Source organism: Lactobacillus sp. ESL0233 (genome assembly GCF_003692995.1).
GTDB lineage: Bacteria > Bacillota > Bacilli > Lactobacillales > Lactobacillaceae > Lactobacillus > Lactobacillus bombicola.
This window is the reverse complement of record NZ_REHH01000004.1, coordinates 18,445-41,566: the sequence shown is the minus strand read 5'-3', so window position 1 is coordinate 41,566 and position 23,122 is coordinate 18,445. Positions and strand designations below refer to the sequence as shown.

The window sequence follows — 23,122 nt, the reverse complement described above, 5'->3', positions numbered from 1 at the left end:
AGCTTCGTGCTTTTTATCTTAATTATGATAAGCTTAAAAGTAAAATTATAAAAATAAAGGAGCAAACTATGAAAACTGGCACTAAAATTATTACGTTAGATAATGGTTATCACTTATGGACCAATACGCAAGGACAAGGCGATATTCATTTATTAGCTCTACATGGTGGACCGGGCGGTAATCACGAATATTGGGAAGACACGGCTGAGCAACTGAAAAAGCAGGGTCTTAATGTACAAGTTACAATGTATGATCAATTGGGCTCGCTTTACTCCGATCAACCAGATTATACAGACCCCAAAATTGCTAACAAATATTTAACTTATGAATATTTTTTAGATGAAGTAGAAGAAGTTCGCAACAAATTAGGCTTAGATAACTTCTACTTAATTGGTCAGAGTTGGGGCGGTCTGCTGGTTCAAGAATATGCAGTTAAGTATGGTAAACACTTGAAGGGAGCAATTATTTCGTCAATGGTAGATGAAATTGATGAATATGTTGCCGCTGTTAATCGCCGTCGTCAAGAAATTTTGCCCCAAACTGAAATTGACTTTATGCATGAATGTGAAGCTAGCAATGATTATGACAATCAACGTTACCAAGAAGATGTTAATATTCTTAATATTAATTTTGTTGATCGGCGGCAGCCATCAAAACTTTACCATTTACAAGATATTGGCGGTAGTGCTGTTTATAATGCTTTTCAAGGCGATAATGAATTTGTCATTACTGGAAAATTGAAAGACTGGCACTTTAGAAAGCAATTAAAAAATATTAAAGTACCAACTTTACTTACTTTTGGTGAGAATGAAACAATGCCAATTGCAACAGCCAAAATTATGCAAAAAGAAATTCCTAACGCCCAACTTGTAACTACGCCAGATGGTGGGCACCACCACATGGTTGATAATCCAGATGTTTATTACAAGCACCTGGCCGACTTTATCCGTGAAGTTGAAAGTAATCAGTTTTTAGGTAAATAAAATCAGTTAAAAAAACTCAATTCCGTCATTGCGAATTGAGTTCTTTTAATATGCTCTGACTACCATTTAAAACGTTATTTAAACTACAATCAAAGTATTGCAAGTTCTAATCATCATTGATTTAACAACCATCTAAAACGTGGTGTGCCAGCAAATTCAACTTCTGTCAGTTCTAATCATCATTGATCTAACAACCATCTAAAACTACCTCGCTTGTTCTTTAATTGTTTTATTAGTTCTAATCATCATTGATCTAACAACCATCTAAAACAATTCTTTAAGTGACTTTTCTAAGCTTTTAGTTCTAATCATCATTGATCTAACAACCATCTAAAACAATTCTTTAAGTGACTTTTCTAAGCTTTTAGTTCTAATCATCATTGATCTAACAACCATCTAAAACAGTTATTGATGGTGCTCCAAGGCAGTCCTGGTTCTAATCATCATTGATCTAACAACCATCTAAAACCTTGCCTGGTGCCGTGGCAGCATGCCACCGGTTCTAATCATCATTGATCTAACAACCATCTAAAACTAACTTAAATAGTGATCGTAGAACAGCAGTGTTCTAATCATCATTGATCTAACAACCATCTAAAACAACGGCTAGGGGTTCTTGCATAAGGTTTGCGGTTCTAATCATCATTGATCTAACAACCATCTAAAACGTAATTTGCAGCAAGTTGTCGCTATGGGGAGTTCTAATCATCATTGATCTAACAACCATCTAAAACCGATATTTTATAATAAAGTTTTAATATAGATGTCAGTACAAATCGATTAGATCCTGATCAATATAATAAAATTGCACACCCTCAGGTACAACCAATAAATCTGGGGAAGCAAACTCTAAAAGAACTACCATCATCTTCATTTGCTTGGCTAAACTTGATAACTCTAGCAATTGATCCTGTTCTAAATAGTGTGTTGAATTACACATCACAGGGATCGATTTCAAGTTACATGATTGATGAATTTTAAAAATCATTTCTATTATAGCATAGGGACTCTTAGTAATTTCATAATCTATATGTAAATCAAAAAATTTCAATAGTTTTTTCAAATCATCATCAAACTTAATTATTAATGGTAAGTCTTCCAGCATTAGTGAATCATCAATAGCTACTTCTAAATTTTGTAATGCAGTAAAAATTCGGTTTCGATTATTTTCATTAATATTAGCAATATAACTATTCAAGATATTTGACATATATTTTTTAATTATGTCGCCACTCAAAAGTGGATCACCAACAAAATCAAATGTTTTAGCAATATCAAGTGAATCATAACTATCATTCGTACAAATTATCATCTCATTCTGACACTGAAATGCCTGCACTAAATCACGAAAAGCAATTGGACTTTGCGTGGCAATGATTTTTATGCCTGAGTTAGTCAATATCCATTTCTTGTGCGTCGAATACGATAAAATCATAGAATCACCGTCCTATCCGACAGATTGCGCACATCTTCTATAGGTTTCCCTACCAAAAAATGCATATCATTATATTGCTTTTCCGTAATCATTAATGACTGTACTATACCACCTTTAGGCAAAAATTTTTTAACTCTCTTTTCTAAAAATTGGGCAGTCTGCCGCGTTACACAAACGCGAACATAAACAGAATACTGTATCATCAAGAACCCCTCATTAATTAACTTCTTACGAAATTGTCGGTATTCTTTTCTTTGTTGCGCTGTTTCCGTTGGCAAATCAAACATTATCATTAAACGCATTATTCGGTACCTCATTTGTTAAGCTCATCTCCATTTCTGGTAACCCGCAATCATCATTACTTAGAAAAGTTAAACAATGGCGAGTATAGTCTGCAATTGCATTAGTTAACAACGTCTTTTTACCATTAAAATTAATTTCCAAGCTCAATAGTTCAACTAACCCATACTTAATATCTGGCGCTAACTCCTTGATTTTCTCATTAGCCTTAACCCAATAATCGACAAATGGTCTAAAAGGCTCCATTAAATCTGATGCCAAATTAAATTGATTTTCTTCAGAGCAGTGATGAATTCCTAAATAAGTAGAATAACCATTAATTGCAATTTCACGATTAAAACTCGACAGTAGAATTGCATAACCATAATCAAGAGCAGCATTAATTGCACATGGATTACGGCGAACAAAGGTCTTGTCAAACAATATCATAAAATATTTTCTTGCAGCAGCCGCTTCACGATTACTGCAATCATTTAATTCCAATTGATTCAGTTCATCATAAACAGTTTGGGTATTCAAGTGATAATTTTCTAAAACCTTTATCTGATTTGTGATTTTTTTATTAACAATCATTGTCCAAAGTTTTTCTTTGCGATCCTTATCCCAATTAACTTGTTTAACCAATTTTTTCATTTTTCTAGCACCCGGATAATAATCAACTGTCTCAGTTACTGGATTACTCTTCTCATCCACAAAGATTACTTTTGCCTGATTTTGAGCTAGTTTACTAATCAATGCGCTTGAAATTACTGCTTGTGTCGTTGAGACTAGTAGTAAATTAATATCCTCAATTGGTATTTGATTAATACCATCACGCGTTTGTACAACCATCATGTTCATTGTATAAGTTAATTTCGCATGTTGGGTAATAATTACGGAACGCCATCCCATAGAAGTCCTCCTTGCATCTTTTACCAAAAATGTTATAATTCATCTGTCAGGTAGCTCCTGACAGATGATTTCTGATCATCATTGATCTAACAACCAAATTTTAAAATCAAACAAGCATCATTTGATGTAAGTTTTAACGCGATATTTATCGTCCTACCTCAGCTCTATAGCGGAGGCTTTTTTTGCTTTATAAATCCGTAACTTTAACTCTCTTTTCAAATAAACCAGTCGGTGATTGAAAAATTAGCTTAGCATTAGATGAAAGTATAATACCATTCGCTATTTGCATCATACCAAATGGAGTTTTAATTCCAATTGCTTTAAGATTACCAAATTGAGAATTGTCATGTAATCCATTCAACAATTCTTTCAAAATTTTCGCTTTATCGTTAGTTTCGAGATTAATAAATTTTTCGCGCCCCTGGTCTAAACCTTCTATAAACTTATTAATATTATACAATGGTAAATATTTATGAACTTTTGCTAAAATTTCATCATAAGCAGAGATAAATAGTGTATCTTTGTCTTCAGTTTTCTCAATGTGGCCGGAAACAATCCGCATTGTTTCTTGCGACAAAGTTAATTGTTTTGCATTATACATATACGCCGAACTTGACAGTGCAAATTTTCGATCACCATCAATGACTACTTGTTTATTTAATAAATGCCCAGCAAGAATGGTAAAGCTTTTCACACCACGTTTAGGTTTTCCTTTTTTGTCATACATTATTAAGGGCTCTAAGATTTGCTTAAGAACCTCATTATAATTTCCAACTTTTTTAGCCTTCTTAAGATTCGCAAGACCGCGCATTGGTACTCCTACTACCCGATAGATAGTATCTTTTATACTAGTAATTTTAACAAGAGCCATGTAGGCATCAGTATTGCCACTATAACCACCATAAATTTTAGTATCTAATCCTTCACCTTTCGGAATTAGGCTTCTAGTTTTAGCAGTATCGCGCTCAGCACGTGGATAAATAGTCATATTAAACATTGCTTGATCTTCTGAAGTGGTTTCACGTGATACTAACATATATTTATAATTATAAGCTTTTCGTAATTTGTCAAAAATATCTGGATGTTTATAAAAGACTATCTGATTGCTGTTGTTTTCTCGAATCTCTTCCGGTGCTTTTCGCTCTTTAGTATCTTTTTGCAATAATGGCCAAATGAAACTAAAAGTCTTTACCTGTTCAATAGTTTCATCTTGTACTTTTTCACTTTCTTTAAACTTTTTGAATTTTCCATAAACAAAGAACGGTCGTAATTTTGGATAAACTTGATACAAGAAGTTAGCGCAAATAACTGACAGATAAGCATCAAGTGCATGATGATAATCATTAACCGCTCTACTCTTATATAACTGTAACCTTTTACGTAAAGCAGAATTATAACTGGCCTTAACCACAACAATTTCAGAATCAGGATATTTGCTTTGCAATATAACTGAAACCAGTTTAATAATTTGGCTTGTTTCAACTAATTGTCGATTAATAAATCCAGAACGTTGGTATTTATTCATATGGTCAGGATCTAGTAAAAGGTTCCCTAGCTTACGTTTAGTAATTAAGCCATCTTCCTGCCATTTTTTCCACATTTCACCAACGGTCATGTTAAGATCGGCTATACTTTTATTAGCAAAATGCTTATATGGCACATCATCAGATTTTGCTGCATTTAGTGCCTTAGAAGTTAAAACACGATTATTTAATGAATCATCTTTGATAAATGACTGCGGTAAAATATGATCTATTTCATAGCGTGATGTAATTTCATCAATATTAATTTTTTTACCAGTGTATGCATCCCTGCCACCCTGCATGAAATAGAGGAAATACTTATCTTGATCTAGTTTTCGAGCAGTCATGTTATTCTTCAAAGAATTAACTAGGTCTTTATCTACAATTTCCTTTGCAGTATCTTGATAAGCTTTGAGTAATTTACTACCTCTTAATTGGGACAACTTTGGATTTTTATCAGGCTCACGTGTAAATTCAATTGCAAACTGTGCTGGAGCCCTGCCGCCAGCTGCTTTGACAACATCATCAACTACTTTTATTACTTGTCTAATCGCCTTCTTATTAGCAGGTGAAGTATATGCATCAGCTAAAATAGCTTCAATTCCATTATCTTCAGTAACTTGGGCATTTTCTTTAGTAATTGCTGCTTTAAAGTCTGGCTGTGTAACAACTTGCATAAAGTTCTTTTGACTATTCCACAATGATTCAATGATATTTTTCTTATTGCTATCACGTAGTTCTTGCAATAATTTCTTTGATAAACGCCCCCAACCTTTTAGACGCCATTTGGCTAAAGTCTTAATTTGTTCTTCTGTTAACCACTTAATTGTATGCAGTTCTGCTTGGTATATCTTTTTATCTTCAAAAATCGAAGATAATTCAATTATTTTTTCAAAATCTGCTTGATAATTAGGGTCATCAAGTTGCTTATCAAAAAGCTTCATTTTTTTAAGCTGATAATAACTAGATAAACTAGAATTAAATTTTTTGGGATCTGCTAAACCCTCAATTTCAATATATTTAAGGTGATAATTTTGCTTCAAATAATCGGTTAATTTCTTGGAACTAACTGTTTTGTTTTGCATAAACAGATATTCATAAATTGACTGCTTAAGTTGCGGATTGAGTCGCTTATTATTGACCTTAACATTATTAAGTTCATTCAAGACTTCAAATCTTTGATACAGCAAACTATTAGCAGGTAAAACATCTTCACCAAGCAAATAGGTATCCTTAATTGTCATCCGCGTGATAAATTTTCTGGCTGATTGATGAGTATCTACTACTTGTTCAAAATTCCACGGTGTTATCGTGTCATCGCTTTTGCGAATCATCCATGCAAAATTTTTACCTGATGTTTCTTTTTGTTTATCAGTAGTGATCATTGGACCAACATAATATGGCACTCTGAATCTTACTAACTCATCAAGTTTATAGGGCGCCTGCTTTAGATGCCCTTCAACTGGATTGGATTCAGCCAAAAATGGATAGTATTTACTCTGCATTGCAATAATTTGATCAAGCTCAATTTGATGAAGCTGATAAGGAATTACACCATTACTGTTAATTCGCTGTTTAGGCATAAACTTATCCTGTTCAATTTCTTGGATAATTTGGGTAGATGCTTCAGAATCATCGAGATTATCTTGGACTATTTTATAAAATTCCTCTTTACTTAAAACACCACTACCCTTATGCCATTTTTTTAATGTTGTTTTAGCTTCAAGCAACCGTCCATGACGATAATTAACGTATAAATCATAGGCAAGTCTTAGATTTTCAGCTTTTTGCTTATCATGATGATTCTTAGCCACACTTTTAAGTAGCTTGTAATCATTACCATGCTGGTTATATTTTTCCACCATGGATTGTGATAAGGTCATCCCTTCATAGACAATATTACTTAATGTAATTGCGCCAAACAACTTACGAATTTCGGCAATAATTGTTTCCTCTTGCTCATTTAGCTCAGTTAAAAGCGATTCCAATTTGTCATCTGCATCTGCGTCGGTTAGTTTAAATTCCCAACTTCCTTTATCGCTTTTATCAATTTCTTTATTTAAAATTGTCTCAAATTGTGTCTTGTAACCCATTATGGCATTGGCAACTTGCTTAGCAACATTCTTAGCTGCTTTGTCACTTGAATCAACTAATAACTGTGCGATCTTCTTAACCTTATCTGACTTATACAGAGTACGCTCATCATCTTGACCGCGAATCACAGCTTCAATTTGTCCTGCATTTTCAATTTTAAACTGAATTGAATCCAGATTCTCATCTGTTAATTGACGATAACTATTATTTAAATCACTTAAAATAGGACCCACATCAATCTTTGAAGCATTAAAGTTATTAATAGACGTGTCTTGCAAGAAATTACCACGATATTTAACAATATGATGAATCGCTAAGAAAATCTCACGCAAATCAAAGCGCTTATCCTCAGTCATTAAAGCATGTCGCAAATGATAAATAGTTGGATACTTCTTATAAAATGCGCTATCTTCCTCTGCTGTGGGAAAAACAATTGCTGGGTACGTGGTACGCATTTTATCTAATGGTGAAATCCAAGATTTATGTAATCGTACAAAAAAGCTCGGATCTACTTGTGCCATTTCCTCAGCAAAAATTTCTTCTAATAGTCCTAAACGCCACTTTCTACGTTTAAGTCGTCTTCTGGTTGTTCTAAAACCACGCCGATCAGCTGCTGAATGACCTTCCTCAAATAAGTGCGAACCCAAAGCAGTTTTGCCGCGCAATTTCAATAAGTTATTTTTTTTATCAGTAACAGCCCAACCACAAGAATTGGTCCCGATATCGAGACCTAAAATATAATCATCATTTAATTTAGTCATTACAAGACCCCCTTCTAAAAACACATTTAATTTATTTGCTTTTATTATAATAACTCTGAAAGATAACGCATTCACTATTAATTTTTGAAAAACGGCAACTATTTTTACTTTACTTGATATTTGTTTGCAATCGTTTCCAAATTATTTAAGCAAATTTGTCGTATACTTAAGAAAGGAGGCAAATTATGAAACAAATTAAAATTGGTAATACGGAGTTTTCTAGTTCAGCAATTGCGCTAGGAATTATGCGGATGAACAAATTAACTATTGATAGCGCGGTCAAGACCTTAGAAACAGCGCATGATGTTGGCATTAATTATATTGATTCAGCCGATGTTTATGGTCATGGAAAGTCGGAAACAGTTTTTGGAAATGCCTTAAAGAATTCTTCCCTTAAACGAGAAGATTTTTATATTCAATCAAAGACTGGTATTTATGAAGAGCCCACGCTTAATTACAAAACTACACGTTATGATTTCTCAAAAAACTACATTATAAAGGCAGTCGATGGCATTTTATCTAGAATGCAAATTGATTATTTAGACAGCTTACTTTTGCATCGTCCTGATGCCTTGATGGATCCTTCAGAAGTCGGGGCTGCATTTGACGAATTGCAACAAGATGGGAAAGTGCGTCATTTTGGAGTTTCAAATTTCAATCCCCGCCAAGTTGACTTATTACAAGCTGGTATCAGCCAAAAATTACTAATCAACCAATTACAATTCAGTATAATGCATACCGGACCGATTGATTTTAATATTCATACTAATATGACCGACAATCGTAGTATTGACCATGACCGCGGTATCTTTGATTATTCAAGACTGCATCAAATGACTATTCAAGCTTGGTCGCCCTTTCAATACGGTCAAATCGAGGGTAACTTTATTGGTAATCCAAAATTTCCGCAAGTTAATGATACTTTAGAGAAATTAGCCAAGTTAAAAGGGTGTTCTAAAAATGCAATTGCAGCCGCTTGGATTTTGCGCTATCCCGCTAATATTCAAGTAATTATTGGTACCATGACACCCGAACATATTATTGATAGTGCCAAGGGAGCTGATATTGAACTAAGTGCCCAAGAGTGGTACGACCTTTATTTAGCTGCTGGCAACGATTTACCATAAATAATTTTTTAAAAAAGTCATAGTCAAATTCGACTATGACTTTTTTAGTAATCAACCATCATTATCATCTATTTAATATATTGCTTTAACAAATCATATAATAAAGAAATTTCATAATTTGAAATTGTGACGTTATATTTTAACTCAACTGGTTGGAAAATGTTACGCGTTATTTTAAAGAAAGCTTTTTCTTTTTCAGATTTAGGCTGAACCTCAATTACATTATTTCGCATGACAGCTCGTTCAATCATCAGGGCAACATGCATATAAAGATTCAATTTAATTTTGCCGTCTAATTCCAAATTATAGAAATCTTCATATTTTTTATTAATTTCTTCAACCTCTTTTATTACTACACTTGGATTCAAGAAATTTAAGCGTTCAGCAATTCCTTCCTTAGAAAAGAAACACAATAATTGATTATTTAAATCTGTTAATTGTTGTTGGTTTAAATATGGTTGCAACCAAAGTTTTAATTTTTTTTCACCACTAATTGCTAAAATATCGTATAAGTTCATATATTTAAACTTGATTTTTTCTGTTATATCAAAAGTGGTTAACAAAAATAATGTTTGCTCAAAATAAGCCCACTGCTTAGTAACAATTTTTTCCTTCAAGTCATTGTATCCTAAAGGAATTATTTTTATATCCGCTGGCAAATATTGTCGCAGAATTTCACTTATTTGTTCAGCAACTTTTAAACCAGAAATACAAGATACCAGAATATTTTTTGTTTTGGAAAAACCATTATAGTACTTTACATTTATTTGATATTCCCGCTCAGCATTACTGGCAATTCTAGTAAAATCTAAATTTCGTTTTATTTTAGAAGCTAAATCTAATGCGGTTACAGTTGTTAAGTTATTAACTACCAGTAAATCACAATTTAAATTCGAACCAACTTCACTATATAACTTATTTAAAGAGCCCATATCGACCATTAAGACCAGGCCATTTATCGCATTATAATTTAAAATCAAGTTATTAATCGCATTAATCATTGCAGTTGTATCAGCATCAATTGCAACATCAATTGCATCGAAAATATAGTTACCACAAAGCGAATTAACAACTGCCTGAATACTGGTAGCTGTATTTTCACCATGACCAACTAACAGACCATGTAATTTAACATTTTCATCGATATATTCGCTTAATAGAATAGCAAATATATATGTTATTCCTTGATGACTATCCTTATCTAAGATTGGTAATTTGCTATAAAAACTTCGAGCCACATGATATGCTCGTGGTAGTTTTTTGAGAACAACTGCTCTTAATTTCTCAATATCACAATCTGGTTTAAAATGATGCTCATATAAATAATAAATTGTTGATTCTAAATATGCAGCCTTAGCCAGCCCATATTTCTTTTCAATTATTTCAGCAAATAGTTGTTTATGCTGCACACGTAATCCTGACGCTTGGGAACTTGTTTTATTTAGCTTGTTTATTGCTTCGATTCTTAAACGGCAATTACTTAAAGTGGTATCTGAAAATGCATTAATTAACTTTTTTAGTTCTTGAGAAATATTGGTTAATTTTTTATTTAAGCTTTTACTTTCAGAATATTTAATAACGAGTGCAGGATCAACAACAATTGAACCATAGTTTTTAAATGGTGGTAAATAATCAAGAATAAGGTTTTTTAGCTTTAAATACATTGTATTCGAACTAAACCAATCATGATAAGCCGCCGAACATGACGCCCGAACTATATTCTTTATATAGCTAACATTGTCTTTATGATTAATTTGTAATAGTGCTGAAACAACCTCTTTATCGACTACTATTTTCTTATTAATTCTCTGTCCTTCATCATAAAAGAGTGATCGCAATATTTCTAAACGCTCATCAATTGGTCTTTTAGCATAATCAGGCAAATTAACCTGAACAGGTATTTTTCTTAAAAAAGAATGCAACAATACTCTTTCCGGATCTTTTGTTGTTGCCATTATTAAACGAACATTAGATTTAACATGATGAATATTATCGCCTACTTTATAAAATTGGCCTGAATCAATAAAATTCAGAATTTTTTCTTGATTAACATTGCTCAATCGATCAACTTGGTCTAAAAATAAATAGCCCCCATTTGCCTTTTCAATTAAACCTTTCGCTTGTGTAGCACTTGCCTTAGTAGACCCAAATAATAAAGTAGTAATTTGCTCAGGATTACCAGCATAACTAGCACAATTTAGATATAAATATGGCGCATTAGCTTTAATACTTCCTACTTCTTTGGCATATGCAACCAATCTTTCAGCTAAATAACTTTTGCCTACGCCAGCATTACCAGTAATTAATACATCTAAGCCATTTGGTGGATAAATTACAGCAGCACACAACTGTTCTACTACTCTTTTTAATGATCCCTGACTACCGATAACACTGGCAAATGATAAATCAGTTGTTTTATTAATCGAATTTTTGCGCCATTTAACTGGTCGCTCCTTGATTTTTTGTATTCTATTTTCTTTGGCAAGTTGATTTAGATAATGGCTAACAACAGATCTAGATAAATTTAATTCTGCTGCCAGTTCACTAGTACTAATTACATCATTACCAGGCAAATTCTTTATCTTATTTAAAACTCTTTCTTCAGCCCAACTCATTTATCCATCTCTCCAAAATTGTTCTCTTTATTTATAATTATAGCTAATTATAAATTCATTTTCTATACAATTTTGTGTTTACGTCTAGGTTTGTATAATGAAATATGCTATACATGTATTATTTAAATCGTATATTATAATTTGTTTTTTCTTATTATTTATTGGCCTCAAAATAAAATATTGTCTTGACAAGATTTTAAAGTTATTTTATACTTTTCCTTAAAGTTGGAGGTATTTTTTAATGAAAATTAATTTAAATTGTAACTTACAGCTGAATAACCGTTATTACTTTAGCTATTTTAGATAAAGTTTGAATTCATCTAGATGAATTCAAACACAGTTCTAGTTTGAATTTATCTATGATGGCTAAAGCCCTTTTAATTACGGTTAGCCACATAACTTCTGGGTGGTTAACCGCAATTGATTACTTAATAAAAGATAATTAATGTATACCCACTCAGAATTAGTGGGTATTTTTTATTATCTTAATTGTTAATTATTATTCGGAGGAAATCAGATGAAATTTAGAAAAATAGTAATAGGTATTAGTTTAGCTGGACTTTTACTCTTAAATGGATGTAGTAAAAAAGCTCATAATCATTCACAAGTTAAACATGTTGGTGTACTACAAGTGGTGCAACATCCCTCGCTAGATAAAGCTTACAAAGGTTTCAAAAAAGGACTAAAAGAGGGCGGCTACACCGAGGGTAAAAATCTAAAAATTGATTATCAAAATGCACAAAATAGTCAAGATAATCTTAAAAGTATGAGTGAAAAATTGATTAACGAAAAATCTGATTTAATTTTAGGAATTGCTACTCCAGCAGCACAAAGTATTGCCAATGCCACTGAAGATATCCCAACAGTTGTCACTGCAGTAACTGATTTAAAGGCAGCCAAACTAGTTAATTCTAATTCTAAGCCTGGCAGAAATGTTACTGGCACACCTGATATGGTTTCAATTGACAAACAAATTGAGCTATTACTATCAATTGTGCCTAAAGCTAAAACAATCGGAGTTATGTATAACGCTGGTGAATCAAATTCAAAAATTCAAGCTGATTTAGCCATTGCTGCCTTAAAGAAGGCTGGGGTTAAAGTTTTAGTTAAAACTGCTAATACTACTAACGATGTCCAACAAGTTACTGAAACATTAGCAAATAAAGTTCAAGGAATTTATGTCCCAACAGATAATACTTTTGCTTCTGCAGCTTCAATCATTGGTAAAGTAGTAAAAGAAAAAAAGATTCCACTTGTTGCCGGTTCGACTGATCAAATTAAGCAGGGTGGCTTAGCTTCAATCGGTATTGATTATGAAGAATTAGGTAAGCAAACGGGAAAAATGGCAGCTAAAATTTTAGATGGCAAAGCCAAGCCAAGTGATATGCCAGTGGAAAAAGCCAATCAATTGAATTTAGTCGTTAATAAAGAAATGGCTAAAGCCTTAGGTATTAATCCTAAATCTATTAAAGCTCCCAAGTAATTAGGAAGGTAACGTGAACGTATAATTATGTTAAATACTTTTTGGGATTTATTTCTCTCATCCACCTCACAAGGTTTGCTCTGGTCATTAATGGCAGTTGGTGTTTATTTAACTTTTCGAATTTTAGATTTAGCTGATATGACGGCTGAAGGTAGTTTTCCCTTAGGCGGAGCAATCGCCACAATGTGTTTAATTAATGGGATTAACCCAATCTTAGCTACAATTACGGCATTTGCTGGTGGGATGATTGCGGGTTTTGTCACAGGATTTTTAAATACTAAATTAAAAATTCCTTCCCTATTAGCAGGGATTATTACCATGACGGGGCTCTATTCTATCACTTCTCGCGTAATGAACAATGCGGCCAACGTATCACTTTTAGGTAAAAAGACCCTCTTTACTATCGCCCAGAATTGGGGTCTATCTCGTAATAATGCTGTTATTGTTATGGGGCTAATTATCGCATTAATTATCATTAGCCTCTTAATTATTTTTTTTAAAACTGAGATTGGTCTTGCCATGCGAGCCACGGGTGATAACCCTGAAATGAGTGCTGCTAACGGAATTAAAACACAAAGAATGAAAATTTTAGGTTATATGATTTCCAATGGCTGTATTGCTCTTTCCGGTGCTCTTTTAGCTCAAAATAATGGCTTTGCCGACCTTAATTCAGGTGTTGGAACAATTGTTATTGGACTTGCTTCAATTATTATTGCTGAAGTTATTTTGCACCACTTGCCACTGGAAAAGCGGCTAATTACATTGGTTTTAGGTGCCATTATCTACCGCTTCATTTTAGCACTAGTCTTTCAAATGAATGTTGAACCTTCTGATGCCAAACTGGCCTCAGCATTGGTTTTAGTAATTTGCTTAATTTTGCCTAATTTTCACTTACCACGCAATCTTAAGGGGGAAAAGAAAAATGCCTAAAGTATTACAAATTAAGAATCTTCATCAAACTTTTGGTCGCGGCACTGTAAATGAAAATCCGGTCTTACGTGGTGTTAATCTTGAATTAAATGCTGGTGATTTTGTAACTATCATTGGTAGTAATGGTGCTGGTAAGTCAACTTTACTAAACAGTATTGCTGGAACTATACCCGTGCAAAAGGGACAAATTATTCTAAATGACATTGACATCAGTAAGCTAACCGTAACTAAGCGTTCAAAAAATATTAGTCGTGTTTTTCAAGATCCCAAAATGGGGACAGCAGTTAGGTTAACAGTTGAAGAAAATCTCGCTTTGGCAATGAAACGGGGAAAACGCCGCGGTTTTCATAATGGAGTTAACAAGCGGGATCGTGAATTTTTTAAAACACAACTTGCACAACTTAATTTAAACCTTGAAAATCGACTCGAAACTGAAATCGGGTTACTTTCTGGGGGACAACGACAAGCCATTACACTTTTAATGGCTACCCTGCAACGTCCTGATTTGATATTATTAGATGAACATACCGCGGCTCTTGATCCTAAGACTTCAATTACAGTCATGGAACTTACCAAAAAATTAATTAGCGAACAAAAATTAACTGCCTTTATGGTGACGCATAACATGGAAGATGCTATTCATTATGGCAATCGATTAGTCATGCTCCATCAAGGACGTGTAGCTTTAAACTTGGCAGGAAAAGAAAAGCAAAATTTAACTGTAACCAAATTAATGAAACTATTTCAAAAACAAGTTGGTTCTGAATTGGAGGATGATGCAATGTTACTTAGATAAAAAATAGCTCCTAAAAGTAATACTTTTAGGAGCCATTTTTTATTGTTAAAGCTTTTATGGATGCCTTATCTATCTTTTTAATTAATATAAATATTTTTGAATAACCTGTTTAGGATCCTCACCTGAACGAATTTTCAGTTCAAGTTCAATTACGACATCGGCCATAATTGATTGCGGATCAATTACCTGATATGGATGATCGGGAGCCTGTTCCTGTGCTAAAGAAAGCTCGGTACAACCCAGTAGTATAACATTACAACTATATTCATCATGCATCTTGCGCAAGATGGAATGATACAATTCAGCATCAACTACGCCTTTTTGTTTAATATTAGAATAAATTAGTTTCGTAACTAGCGGCTGAATTTCAGGGCCACCAAGTTCAGCACTACGATTAACTTTATTTAGCTCATCTACATAAAGATGGTCATAAATTGATCCTTCAGTTGCAATGAGTCCAATCTTCTTTTGCTCAGGAAATTTTTCCACAAAATTGTGTACCGCAATTCTCATCATATGTAAAAATGGAATATCAGTTAAATTAGCTAAGTCATCATAGAAATAATGTGCCGTATTACATGGCATTACGAAAAAATCGGGTTGCAATGTGGCCTGTTGTAAAAAGTCTTCCCGCAAAGCAGTAAAGAAGTTCGGTTTAGTATGATCCTTAATATAAGTTGTTCGATCAGGGACTTGCGCATCATTAACTAAAATATAATTCAAATAATCCTGATCACAAGTAATTTCCATTCGATGATTAATTGAACGGATAAAGCTTTCTGTTGCAATTGTTCCCATTCCACCAATAATGGTAAAAAAATGCTTCATTTTACTATTCTCTAACTATAAAAGTGACCATTCTGGTCTTCTAATTCATTAATCACTTGCTGAGCAACCGTAATGTCCGATGGATAAGGCGTATTCACACCTCGAATTTTTTGAAAACCATCTTCTCCTTTACCACAAATTAACACGACATCACCTTTGTTTGCCATACTAATAGCATCATTGATTGCTTTAAGTCGGTCTAATTCGATTGTTACATCTACTTTGGTATGATCAATTCCTGCATCAATTTCTTCAGCAATTTCTTTAGGATCCTCAAATCCAGGATCGTCAGTTGTCAAAAATACTTTATCAGCAAACGCATTTAAGCTATTACTAAAACCTGGTCGTCTTGATACTCCTTTATCTCCAGGAGCTCCAACTACCACAATAATCTTAGGATTATTAAATTCTCGGCGCATAAAGCCCATTAAGGCCATCATTGATGCCTCATTATGCGCATAATCAACCACAACCACACCATGACTTGCAGTAATTTCCGTTTGCATTCTTCCCGGAACTGTTACAGTACTAATTCCTTTAGCAGCGTCATCATGTGCCATTCCAGCTAATCCCGCACCAATTACAGCTGCTGTCCCATTCGACTCATTAAAATCACCTAACATCTTTAACTGATATTCACCAGCAATTGGTAATTCTTTAGCCTTATCACTAACACAAAGTACTTTAAATTTAGTCCGAGCCATATCAATTTCTTCCGAAGAGTAACGAAAATCAATCGGATGTTTTAATTCTGGATTAGTATAATCTTCATCAGCAAATAAATAAATACTATCTGGTGCAGTAGTAGTGGTGGCTGCTGCATATACCTCATTAAAGTTGTTGGTCTGGGCATTAATAATACATTTACGCGCGTTAACCAATAATTGTAACTTACAGTGTAAATAATCTTCAAAATTAGGATGTTCGTTGGGACCAATATGATCTGGTGAAATATTTAAGAAAAAGCCTAAATCATAGGTTAAACCAAAAACCCTATTCTTCTTATAAGCCTGACTAGAAACTTCCATAACTAGATGAGTCATCCCATTATCTACTGCTGTGCGCATATCACGGAATAAATCTAAAGACTCTGGAGTTGTTAAGCTTGATTTAAACGTATCAACTTTTTTTTGACCCACAACGTTGTTAACAGAAGAAATTAAAGCCGTTTTGCCATCATTAATTTGATCTAGCATCCCTTTTAAAAAGTAGGCAGTAGTAGTTTTGCCCTTTGTACCAGTTACTGCAACCACATACAAGTCATCTTGCGGAAATCGGAAAAAAGCAGCAGATAATAATGCCATTGCCTTGGAAACATCACGTACAATTAACGCGTGCATGCCCTTGCCTTCTGGGTAAGGTTGTTCAGCTACATAACAATTAGCCCCATTAGTTTTAGCCATTGATAAATATGTGGGACGAAAACCTGCCCCCTTACAGAAAAATAAAGTGTCCGTTTTAATGTCACGTGAATCATAGGAAACATATTCCATCTTGGTTCTAACCGTATCTTGAACTGCACTTGATTTAAGTAAATGATGTTCTTTTAAAATTAAAATACAGGTATTTAAAGAAATACTCATGTTATGCCCCTTCATTTTTGTCTTAGTCAAAATTATAACACAGCTAACTATCAGTTTTTTGTATTCTTTGGATTTAATGGTAAATAAATGATAAATCGCGTCCATTTATCATTAGATTCGCAAACAATTTTACCATGATGTAAGTCAACAATACTCTTAGTAATAGATAAGCCTAACCCAGTGCCACCAGTCTGTGTATTACGTGAAGGCTCTACCCGATAAAATCGTTCAAAAATTTTTTTCAAGGAATCTGCAGGAATTGCTGCACCATTATTTTCAACACGTAACTCAACTTCATTATTGTTAACTAAATTAGCAATCAAATTGATTTGAGTTGCATCTGTACCATATTTTAAGGCATTAGCAATTAAATTGTTATAGACCCGTACCAATTTTTCTGGGTCTGCCTGAATTGTCAAATCTTTAGGTCTAGTTTCAATATTAAAAGTTATGCCCTTTTCGTGCGCTTCAAATTCAAAGCCAGCTGCAACTTGTTCCAACATTGAATAAATATGTAAGGGCGCAAGTTGCAGTTTAATATTAGTTGATTTCAACGTTGTATACTCAAGTAAATCATGTGCTAATGATTTCATTTGTTCTGCTTTCATATAAGCAATATTTAAGTATTTTTGTTGGTCGGCTGGATTAGCTACACCTGACTTTAAAAGCCCTAAATAGCCAATAATAGATGTTAGAGGCGTTCTAATATCATGAGATACATTACTAATCAATTCATCTTTTGAATTTTCGATTGCTTTTTCTTCATTAATTGCGTTAACCGTACTAGCTACTAATGAATTTATGGAATCAATTACTTTTTGTAAATCTGTTTTTACCTTAAATGAAATCGTATGATCAAAATGACCTTGAGCAATATAATGCAGTTCTGAAATGACATGACGCAATTGCATTTGGTGATAACGTCTGATTAAACGCCAATATAATACTAATAAATCACCCAGACCCATAATAACCAAAAAAGTATTTTGCCAAGACCACAAATGACGACCACCAGCAAAGGTGACCGTTTTTTTTAAAAAGTAGATACCATTAGCCAAACTTTTATTTTGTAAAATCGTTAAATTAATTAAAATATCAACTGACAGATTTAATAATAGTAACAAGACTACTGTTATTACGCCTTCAGCAAACAACTCACTTTTTTCTGTGGCCGTCAGCTTAACACGTTCTTTTTTCATCTACTTAAGCCTCAACCTTATAGCCAACGCCCCAAACTGTTTGAATCACATCCTCACCATCAGTTGCTTTTTGAATTTTATCACGTAAATGTGACACATGAACCATTACAGTCTTAGCTGAAACAATCGATTCCTGTTGCCAAACTCGCTCAAAAATTTCATCAGCAGAAAAAACACGATTAGGATGACTAGATAGTAAATATAAAATGCCAAATTCTAGCGCAGTCAATTGAATATCCTTACCCGCTATGGTCTTTACCTCATGGGAATCACGATTAATAACTAGCGGACCAATTTCCAACACATCTGGTTCATCGTCTTTAACTTGCTTTTGACTACGCCGCAAAAGCGAACGTACCCGTGCCATTACTTCAAGTGGATTAAATGGTTTAGAAACATAATCATCAGCACCAGTTATCAATCCTTGAATTTTGTCCATGTCGCCTGTCTTAGCTGAAACAATAATAATAGGAATATCGGAATCTTTACGAACTTCCTTAATTACGTCAATTCCACTCATATTGGGCATCATTACATCTAAAATCATTAAAGAAATATCAGAACTAGTGGTAAGTTTAGTTATCGCTTCTTTACCACTATAAGCAACAATTGGCGTATAGCCTTCATTTTTAAGATAAATACTTAATAATTCAACAATTTCTTTATCATCATCAACTACTAAAATTTTCATCAGGGCCATTCCCTTCTCTTTTATGCATAATTATTCTTATTTAATTCATACTCACCTATAGTGTAGCAGAATTTGGCTAATATTTTAGCTTATTTAACAAGAAACATCTAATTATTCATACTTATCTTTAGCTTTTTATAAAATTCTTTAAATGAAACTCAAAATTTATAGCAAAAGCAACTTATACCTAAGCTATAAATTGATAATAATTTAGTTACTTATTCAATAATCCTTAAAAGTTAACCTATTAAGTAGTTTAAAGTATTAAAAAACGGCAAATTATTAAATAATCTACCGCTTAATTAAGTTAAGATCAAAGTGCAATTAGCTTTAACAGTTACCATGTAATTATAAAATTTAATAATTAACCCTTAATTTTTATAATAGGTATTAATTTTTATTTTCAACATACCGAGTTGACTTTAGAGTAAATGCGACAACTAAGCCAATAACTGCCAAAATCAAAGTGAAATATAGGCCATAATGTACACCATTAGTAAATTGTGCGGCTTTATCAGTGCCTTGGTAAGTATTTTGACCCCAACTTAAAAAACTAGTCGCAAGAGCGGTGGCAACGGCGCCAATAATCTGTTGCATAGTATTTAAAATAGTACTGCCATCAGCTGATTCTGCCCCTTTTAAAGCATTCAAAGCATGAGTTTGTGCTGGGGACATCGCTAAGGGACAACCGATCATTATAATAATATGAGTTACAATAACATAAATAATACTTGACGTGGGATTTGAAAAAATTAACATTATTAGCCCAATAGTAGCAATAGTAAAACCTAATACAGCAGGTATTTTTGCTCCTACAGAATCATATAGTCGACCTGCAAAAGCTGAAACTAAGGCGTTGATAATACCACCAGGTAACATAACAATTCCTGTCAAGGCAACAGGCAATAATAGACCTCTTTGCAGGTATTGCGGCAACAAATACATTGCTGATAAAATAATCGCAAAATCCAACATAACGCAGATTGCTCCCTGTGCAAAAGCCAACTTCTTAAAAACTCGAAGATTAATAATTGGTTGTTCTAAATGTAATTGCCGATATACGTATAAAATTAAAATAATTACAGCAATAGCTAACATTAATAAAACAGTTGGTGCCGTCCAACCCATATTTGAAGCAAAGCTGACTCCCATTACCAAACTAGCAAATCCCACAACGGATTCAAATAATGAAAGAATATCTATCTTTGGTCGCGTAATTTTACCAGTATTAGGTAAGCCAATAATAGCACAAATTAAGGCTACTACTAAAAAGGGCATAAAAAACCAAAAAATCCAATTCCAAGTTAGCTTACCCAAAATAATACCAGTAATAGTAGGGCCAATCGCTGGCGCTAGCATAATGACTAGGGCACAAACACCCATCGCAGTCCCCATTTTAGATGGCGGGAAAATTAGCATCGCTACTGTAAACATTAAGGGCAGGATTAGCCCTGTCCCTAATCCCTGAATCATTCGACCTATTAATAAAATTATAAAATTAGGTGCTGTAGCAGCTATGATGACGCCAAATATAAAATCCAGCAAACCAATAATTACGATTTGTCTGGTAGAAAACCACTTAGTTAATAAACTTGAAAAAGGCAAAATGACACCAATTACTAACATATAGCCGGTAACCAGCCACTGAATAGTACCTGAATTTAGCTGAAATAATTTCATTAATTGTGGTAGTGCAATATTTAATGAGGTCTCTGATAGCATGCCCACAAAGGCGCCTATCATCATACTCATCATTGCCAACCAAGGGCGCTGAACTTTAATCCTTGCTTGATTATTTTCCATAAAAAACTCCTTTTACATTTTGTGCTTCTAAACGCAACTTGATTATCTTATCAAAAAGAAAATTTCTTCGTAAGTTTTTCATGTAATTAAAAATCATATTCTAGCATCAAAGTCAGGCTTTACTAGCTAAAAATTACTTTTAGCAAGATAGTAAGATAAAAGCCACTATAAAAGGATCAAACTCTTAGAGAGCTTGACCCTTAATTAAATAATTTTTATTCTATTTCCTTTTTACCAGTATACAATTCGTAGTAGTAACCCTTTTGCTTTAACAGCTGGTCATGATTACCTGCTTCAATAATATGACCATGATCAAGTACTAAAATCAAATCAGAATTAACGATTGTAGATAATCTGTGCGCAATAACAAAACTTGTTCTACCAGCAAGAAGATTGTCCATCCCCGATTGAATCAACTGCTCTGTTTGTGTATCAATGCTTGAAGTAGCTTCATCTAAAATCATTACTGGCTCATCTGCAATCATTGCTCGCGCAATACTTAATAATTGCATCTGCCCTTGCGACAAATCTCCGCCTTCACCATCAATAACAGTTTGGTAACCCTCATCTAAGTGATGAATAAATTCATCGGCATGAGACAAATGAGCTGCTTGATAGACATCATCATCACTAGCATTCATATTACCAAAGCGAATATTGTCCATTACCGTTCCTGTAAACATATGCGTTTCTTGTAAGACAATCGATAAAGAATGACGTAAATCATCTTTTTTAATCCGTTTAATTGGAATACCATCATAAGTAATAGTTCCTGAATCAATTTCATAAAAGCGATTGACCATATTAGAAATCGTTGTTTTACCTGCACCAGTTTCACCAACTAAAGCGACCTTCATCCCTGGTTTTGCATCTAGCGAAATATCATATAAAATTTGTTTGTCAGGAGCATAGCTGAAGTCTACGTGGTCAAAAACAATGTGACCTTTAACAGTTACCTGCTTAACTGTTCCATCATTTTGTGGCACATTCCAATACCAGGTACCTTTAACCTTTTCATCTTTAGTTATTGTTACATCGCCATCATCTAGTTCAACTGGTTGATCTTCTAAATCAAAAATTCTTTTTGCACCAGCTAAAGCCATAACTATTGAATTTAACTGCTGAGAAATTTGTGCAATTGGCATAGCAAATTGTTTAGATAGCTGTAAAAAGGCCCCAATAACACCTAGCGATAAAGGTGCAATATGGTTAATGGCAACTGCGCCGCCAATAACCGCAATTAGTACATATAACAAGTTGCCAATATTACCCATAATTGGAAATAAAACCGTTGAATAAGTATTAGCCTTACCAGCTGCATTTTCTAGCTCTTTATTATAAACCTCAAAATCTGCTTCTACTTCTGGTTCATGACTGAAAACTTTAATAACTTTCAAGCCATTAAGCATTTCTTCATTATAACCATTAACTTGACCTAATTCTTTTTGTTGTAATTGGAAATAATGCGCTGATCGTGACGTCAAAAACCGGACAACACCAATTGATAATGCAAAAATTATCAAAGTAAAAATCGTTAACTGCCAACTCAAGCTAATCATTGCTGCTAACACGAAAACAATATTTAATAAGGAATTCATAAATTGTGGAATTGATTGCGAAATCATTTGCATTAAGGTATCAATATCATTGGTATAACGACTCATAATATCGCCAAAATCATTTTCATCAAAATACGCAATTGGTAATATTTCCATATGCTCAAACATTTCGTTACGAACGCGATATTGCACCTTTTGAGCTAAAACTCCCATTAACATCGTAAAAAAGTAGCTAGCAATAAAGCCAATGGCATAAAAGCCAAACATTACTACAATTGCCTGCCATAAAGGACCAAAATCAGGATGAGATTGTTTAAGTAACGGCATTATGTATTCATTAATTAAGCGTTCAATGAATAAAGAACCCATAACCGTTGATCCAGCTGACAAAATAATCGCAATTATTGACGTAATCAGCATCCAAGGACTGGTATTGGCAACTAATTTAAGCAACCGTAATAAGGTGGTTGAACGCTTACCAGTCATCTTCTTAGTTTCTACTGCTTTATCCAAATTCATCA

The 23,122-nt window shown here is 33.6% G+C and carries 16 protein-coding genes and 1 CRISPR repeat array; of the genes, 5 read left to right on the top strand and 11 right to left on the bottom strand.

Annotated elements, in window-relative coordinates; translation table 11 throughout:
- The first annotated feature begins 68 nt into the window (after positions 1 to 68).
- Positions 69 to 983, top strand: a complete 915-nt coding sequence (locus tag F5ESL0233_RS01070; protein WP_122021259.1) for a proline-specific peptidase family protein — start codon at positions 69 to 71, stop codon at positions 981 to 983.
- Positions 984 to 1,086: 103 nt separating this feature from the next.
- Positions 1,087 to 1,717: a CRISPR direct-repeat array (repeat unit 36 nt; unit sequence GTTCTAATCATCATTGATCTAACAACCATCTAAAAC).
- A gap of 32 nt (positions 1,718 to 1,749) precedes the next feature.
- On the opposite strand, the gene csn2 is transcribed toward F5ESL0233_RS01070, so the two are convergent.
- The 4 genes from csn2 to cas9 form a co-directional block, all read right to left on the bottom strand.
- Positions 1,750 to 2,418, bottom strand: a complete 669-nt coding sequence (gene csn2, locus F5ESL0233_RS01065) for a type II-A CRISPR-associated protein Csn2 (protein ID WP_122047691.1) — start codon at positions 2,416 to 2,418, stop codon at positions 1,750 to 1,752.
- Positions 2,415 to 2,720, bottom strand: a complete 306-nt coding sequence (gene cas2, locus F5ESL0233_RS01060) for a CRISPR-associated endonuclease Cas2 (protein WP_199692567.1) — start codon at positions 2,718 to 2,720, stop codon at positions 2,415 to 2,417. Before cas2 ends, csn2 begins: the two co-directional genes overlap by 4 nt.
- Entirely contained in the window at positions 2,698 to 3,609 is a 912-nt protein-coding gene (gene cas1 / locus F5ESL0233_RS01055; protein WP_122058325.1) for a type II CRISPR-associated endonuclease Cas1, read from the bottom strand. The genes cas2 and cas1 overlap by 23 nt, the downstream gene beginning before the upstream one ends.
- Positions 3,610 to 3,796: 187 nt before the next feature.
- Positions 3,797 to 7,987, bottom strand: a complete 4,191-nt coding sequence (gene cas9, locus F5ESL0233_RS01050) for a type II CRISPR RNA-guided endonuclease Cas9 (protein ID WP_122058324.1) — start codon at positions 7,985 to 7,987, stop codon at positions 3,797 to 3,799.
- 185 nt (positions 7,988 to 8,172) lie between these two features.
- Here cas9 and F5ESL0233_RS01045 point away from each other — a divergent pair, with 185 nt between their 5' ends.
- On the top strand, positions 8,173 to 9,114 hold the full coding sequence (locus F5ESL0233_RS01045) for an aldo/keto reductase family oxidoreductase (RefSeq protein ID WP_122058322.1): 942 nt from the start codon (positions 8,173 to 8,175) through the stop codon (positions 9,112 to 9,114).
- 68 nt (positions 9,115 to 9,182) lie between these two features.
- On the opposite strand, the gene F5ESL0233_RS01040 is transcribed toward F5ESL0233_RS01045, so the two are convergent.
- Positions 9,183 to 11,729, bottom strand: coding sequence for a sigma 54-interacting transcriptional regulator (locus F5ESL0233_RS01040; protein ID WP_122058320.1), 2,547 nt, complete (start codon positions 11,727 to 11,729; stop codon positions 9,183 to 9,185).
- Positions 11,730 to 12,246: 517 nt separating this feature from the next.
- Here F5ESL0233_RS01040 and F5ESL0233_RS01035 point away from each other — a divergent pair.
- Genes F5ESL0233_RS01035 through F5ESL0233_RS01025 form a run of 3 tightly spaced genes read left to right on the top strand, consistent with a single transcriptional unit; the run spans position 12,247 to position 14,938 of the window.
- The gene (locus F5ESL0233_RS01035) at positions 12,247 to 13,212 is read left to right on the top strand and encodes an ABC transporter substrate-binding protein (RefSeq protein WP_122058319.1); all 966 of its coding nucleotides are present in this window, start codon (positions 12,247 to 12,249) and stop codon (positions 13,210 to 13,212) included.
- Positions 13,213 to 13,239: 27 nt separating this feature from the next.
- On the top strand, positions 13,240 to 14,142 hold the full coding sequence (locus tag F5ESL0233_RS01030; protein WP_122058317.1) for an ABC transporter permease: 903 nt from the start codon (positions 13,240 to 13,242) through the stop codon (positions 14,140 to 14,142).
- Entirely contained in the window at positions 14,135 to 14,938 is an 804-nt protein-coding gene (locus F5ESL0233_RS01025; protein WP_122058316.1) for an ABC transporter ATP-binding protein, read from the top strand. The genes F5ESL0233_RS01030 and F5ESL0233_RS01025 overlap by 8 nt, the downstream gene beginning before the upstream one ends.
- 81 nt (positions 14,939 to 15,019) lie before the next feature.
- Here F5ESL0233_RS01025 and F5ESL0233_RS01020 read toward each other — a convergent pair whose 3' ends face one another.
- From F5ESL0233_RS01020 to F5ESL0233_RS00995, 6 genes are all read right to left on the bottom strand, one after another.
- Positions 15,020 to 15,766 carry an aspartate/glutamate racemase family protein gene (locus F5ESL0233_RS01020; protein WP_122058314.1) on the bottom strand — a complete coding sequence of 249 codons (747 nt, stop codon included), beginning with the start codon at positions 15,764 to 15,766 and terminating at the stop codon, positions 15,020 to 15,022.
- A gap of 11 nt (positions 15,767 to 15,777) precedes the next feature.
- Positions 15,778 to 17,349, bottom strand: coding sequence for a UDP-N-acetylmuramoyl-L-alanyl-D-glutamate--2,6-diaminopimelate ligase (locus tag F5ESL0233_RS01015; RefSeq protein ID WP_122058313.1), 1,572 nt, complete (start codon positions 17,347 to 17,349; stop codon positions 15,778 to 15,780).
- 50 nt (positions 17,350 to 17,399) lie between these two features.
- Complete coding sequence (locus tag F5ESL0233_RS01010; protein WP_090093715.1) at positions 17,400 to 18,548, bottom strand: cell wall metabolism sensor histidine kinase WalK; 1,149 nt, start codon at positions 18,546 to 18,548, stop codon at positions 17,400 to 17,402.
- A gap of 4 nt (positions 18,549 to 18,552) precedes the next feature.
- On the bottom strand, positions 18,553 to 19,239 hold the full coding sequence (locus tag F5ESL0233_RS01005) for a response regulator transcription factor (protein ID WP_090093716.1): 687 nt from the start codon (positions 19,237 to 19,239) through the stop codon (positions 18,553 to 18,555).
- Between the two features lie 390 nt (positions 19,240 to 19,629).
- Positions 19,630 to 21,042 carry a DHA2 family efflux MFS transporter permease subunit gene (locus F5ESL0233_RS01000; protein WP_122058311.1) on the bottom strand — a complete coding sequence of 471 codons (1,413 nt, stop codon included), beginning with the start codon at positions 21,040 to 21,042 and terminating at the stop codon, positions 19,630 to 19,632.
- Positions 21,043 to 21,257: 215 nt separating this feature from the next.
- Positions 21,258 to 23,120, bottom strand: coding sequence for an ABC transporter ATP-binding protein (locus F5ESL0233_RS00995; RefSeq protein ID WP_090093758.1), 1,863 nt, complete (start codon positions 23,118 to 23,120; stop codon positions 21,258 to 21,260).
- Positions 23,121 to 23,122 lie beyond the last annotated feature (2 nt).